Raw genomic sequence first — 3,374 nt, 5'->3', positions numbered from 1 at the left:
CGCGGGAGGTCGCGCGACAGCTGCTCGACGCGGCCGGCCTGCCGGCCGCGGTGCGGGAGATCGGTGAGCTCCGGGCCGCCGAACTCGTCGACTACCAGCACGCGCGGCTGGCCGAGCGATACGTGGACGCGGTGCGCCGCGTCGTGACCGCCGAGTCCGAGCGGTTCGGCACGGACACCGCGGCGGTGGAGTTCGCTCGTTATCTGTTCAAACTCCTGGCGTACAAGGACGAGTACGAGGTCGCCCGGCTGCACCTGAAGCTCGACATCGGCGACCAGGCGGCCGCCGGCGGCACCCGGGCCCGGGTGCGCTACCACATCCATCCGCCGTTCCTGCGGGCGCTCGGCCTGCGCCGCAAGCTCGCGCTGGGCGGCTGGATCAGGCCGGTCTTCGCGGCGCTGCGGGCGATGCGGTCGGTGCGGGGCACGCCGTTCGACCCGTTCGGCCTGGCCGCGGTACGCCGGGTCGAGCGGTCGCTGCCGGACGAATACACCACCGCGGTGCTGGCCGCGCTCCGGGATGACGACCAGGACCGATGCCTGGCGGTGGCGCGGGCACCTGATCTGGTCCGCGGATATGAGAACATCAAGCTCGCCAATGCGGCCCGTTTCCGGGCGGTGCTGGCCAGACCCTCCGAGGTGGACGGATGAGGAAGGCGAAGACCATGGCGGACCCCGACCCCGCTCCGGGCCGCGGCACGAAGGGCCCGCTGCTGCTGCGTCGCCGGGTCGGCGAGCGCCTCGCTGATGAGCTGCGCGACCGGATCCTGCGCGGCGATCTGACCACGGAGAACGGGCTGCTGAAGCAGGACGAGCTGTTCGAGGAGTTCCGGGTCAGCATGCCGTCCGTCCGCGAGGCCATGCGCACGCTGGAGACGGAGGGGCTCATCACCATCCGCCGCGGCAACCGGGGTGGCGCCGAGGTGCATCCACCCCAGCTCGAGCGGGCCGGTTATGTCTTCGGCCTCGTGCTGCAGTCCCGCAAGGTCAGCGTGCACGACCTGGGGCTTGCGGTCCGGCACCTCGACCCGATGTGCGCCGAGATGTGTGCGATCCGGCCGGACCGCATGGAGACGGTCGTCCCCGCGCTGCGCGAGATCCACCGCCGGACCGAGGAGAGCCTCGGCGACTTCGCCAAGTTCGTGGCCTGCATGAAGGAGTTCCACGAGGCGCTCGTGCGCAACTGCGGGAACCAGACCTTCGAGCTGCTCTTCGGCATGCTCGAGGGGTTGTGGTATGCGCACGAAGAGGAGTGGGCGGCCCGCACGGTGATGGAGGGCGAGCTCCCCGGGAAGGAGGCGACCCGGCGCAGCCTCGACAGCCACGCCGAGCTGATCCAGGCCATCGAGGACGGCGACGGCGCCGGGGCCGCGACCCTGGCCCGCTGCCACCAGGAGGACACCCAGCCCCAGGCCAACCTCGGCGTGGATCCCGCGGTGGTGGTCAACGCCCAGCTCATCCGGCCCCCGGACTACTGACCATCACTGTCCACTGTGGGCCTTCTGCACGGGCAGTGCGACGAACCGGTCGCCCGCACAAACGGCGTGGCCACCCGGACCGTGCCGGGTGGCCACGCCAAATGTTCGTTCAGTGCGTGACCGGGCAACCGCCGGTCAGCTTGCCGAGGAACTGGTTGGGGTCGTAGTAGTGCTCGACCTCCAGCAGCTTCAGGTCGTCGTTCAGCTTGGCGACGCTCACGCCGTACATCTCGACCGTCCGGCCGTCGGGCTGGTGGCCGTGGTACTCGCCTTCGAACGCGCCCCAGTGCCGCCACTTGAACGTCACCACCGGCGGAGGGCTGAGCACCTCCAGCACCTCCCAGTAGAACCCGCCCGGGAACGCCTTGTGGAAGATGTGGTGCGAGGACTCGAACGACTCCTGGCCAGTGCGGTAGAACGGGCTTTCACCGATGAGGATGTTATAGCTGCCGATGTCGGCGATGTCCTGCGCGCTCGCCCACGGCCCGCCGTTGACGTTGGTCCGGAAGTGCTCTGTGACCATCGACACCCAGGTCGCCGGGTCCTTCTTGTGCGAGACCTCCATCTCGAAGACCTGCACGATTCCTTCGACGACCGCCTCGAGCGAGTCCGGGGCGAACTGGTGCGTGCGCTGGGCGGGCATGACGATGTGCGAGAGGTGGTAGTCGGGGACGCCGTCACGCCAGTGCGACGGGTCGGCCGCCTCGACGACGGCAGTGCGTCCCTGAAGCCACAACGGAGTTTCGGACACGATAGGGGTTCCACCCTTCCAAGGGTCGACAATGAGGGATGACCAGCGGGCCGACCGCCCGCCGGGTCAGAGGGGCACGCTCACGCGGCGGCCGCCGGCGAACCGGTGCCGCTGGTATCCCGGACTCCAGCTCAAGAGCGGGCCGCGTCGCACCCTGACCAGGGCGGTGCGTCGCGTGCTCGGCAAGCAAGGGAACCCGAGCGATCCGGCCGCCGCCCGGTCACGCGCCATCGAGCGGGGCCGGTTGCCGGCATGCGGAACCGGTGTAACGCCGTGGCGGCCCATCACGGCCAGCACCGGCGACCACGACCCCCCGGCCTGCACGATCGCCGCCACCGTGGAATGCTCCCGCAGCGGCACCTGCCGCACGGACGTCGCCACGTCGCCGACAACCTCGCTGCCAGGCGCACGCGTCCGCCCGCTGCCAGCCGTCACAACACTCCCCCACTCGATAGTCGCAGTGAGACTACCGATATTGGGTCATTGACGAAACCCCGACCCGTAGGCCCGCCGCTTTCCCCCGCCGACTGGATCGCTCGGCGACGCTACCAGCGGCTGGGCCGGCAGCGGGGCAAGCACGCGCGATCGTCGCCATCGGCAATTCGGTACTGACCATCGTCTGTTACCTTCCGACCGACCCGGCGCCCGCTACCAGGACCTCGGTCCGGGCCACCACGAGTCCAGGGTCAACCAGCAGGACCGCCGAAACGAACGTACCATCCGTGTGTTCCATGAATAGACGGCCGCAATCCCCCGGCGGACGGGCGTGATGTTCTGGACTCATGCCACCGACCGAGCGCACCAGGCCGCCCGAAGCCGTCACGCTTCGTGACCAGCGTTCGGCGCTGGAGGGCGCCCGAATCCGCCGATGCGGGCGCGTGCGGCGGGCGGGCCGTTGTCGTTGTGAGGCAATGGGACAGTGGCTGGCTGACGCCACAGTGGCGGGGGCCCTGCGGTGCGTGCATGTTCGCATCACCGCCGCCGCGGCCGGTCGGCGGGTATCGCTGCTGACCGTTCCGTGCGTTGCCGCCCTGGCGCGCCGACGTGGTGGCGGTGGCGGTGGCGGTGGCGGTGTGGGTGCGCAACAGCGCTCGGCGTCGGCGTCGGCGTCGGCGTCGGCGTCGGCGTCGGCGTCGGCGTCGGCGT

4 protein-coding genes are annotated in these 3,374 nt (G+C 70.3%); 3 read left to right on the top strand and 1 reads right to left on the bottom strand.

The window, feature by feature from the left end; translation table 11 throughout:
- Together ABT297_RS42815 and ABT297_RS42810 are read left to right on the top strand one after the other, a co-directional pair.
- Positions 1–650, top strand: a 650-nt coding sequence (locus ABT297_RS42815; protein WP_350559897.1) for a DUF6537 domain-containing protein, incomplete at its 5' end; no start/stop codon positions are given.
- Complete coding sequence (locus ABT297_RS42810; protein ID WP_350559894.1) at positions 647–1,477, top strand: FadR/GntR family transcriptional regulator; 831 nt, start codon at positions 647–649, stop codon at positions 1,475–1,477. The genes ABT297_RS42815 and ABT297_RS42810, both read left to right, overlap by 4 nt.
- Before the next feature lie 109 nt (positions 1,478–1,586).
- Here ABT297_RS42810 and ABT297_RS42805 read toward each other — a convergent pair whose 3' ends face one another.
- Positions 1,587–2,228 carry a SnoaL-like polyketide cyclase gene (locus ABT297_RS42805; protein WP_350559891.1) on the bottom strand — a complete coding sequence of 214 codons (642 nt, stop codon included), beginning with the start codon at positions 2,226–2,228 and terminating at the stop codon, positions 1,587–1,589.
- Positions 2,229–3,139: 911 nt separating this feature from the next.
- On the opposite strand from ABT297_RS42805, the gene ABT297_RS42800 reads away from it, so the two are divergent.
- On the top strand, positions 3,140–3,374 hold a 235-nt coding region (locus ABT297_RS42800; protein ID WP_350559888.1), incomplete at its 3' end, for a hypothetical protein.

The sequence above is a fragment of the Dactylosporangium sp. NPDC000555 genome (genome assembly GCF_040300025.1).
Taxonomy (GTDB): Bacteria; Actinomycetota; Actinomycetes; order Mycobacteriales; family Micromonosporaceae; genus Dactylosporangium.
The sequence above is the reverse complement of the archived record's forward strand: the minus strand, read 5'-3'. Positions and strand labels throughout refer to the sequence as shown.

What these genes read in the sequence shown, in the direction of transcription:
- ABT297_RS42810 (WP_350559894.1), top strand. Translation starts at nt 647, where the DNA reads ATGAGGAAGGCGAAGACCATGGCGGACCCCGACCCCGCTCCGGGCCGC.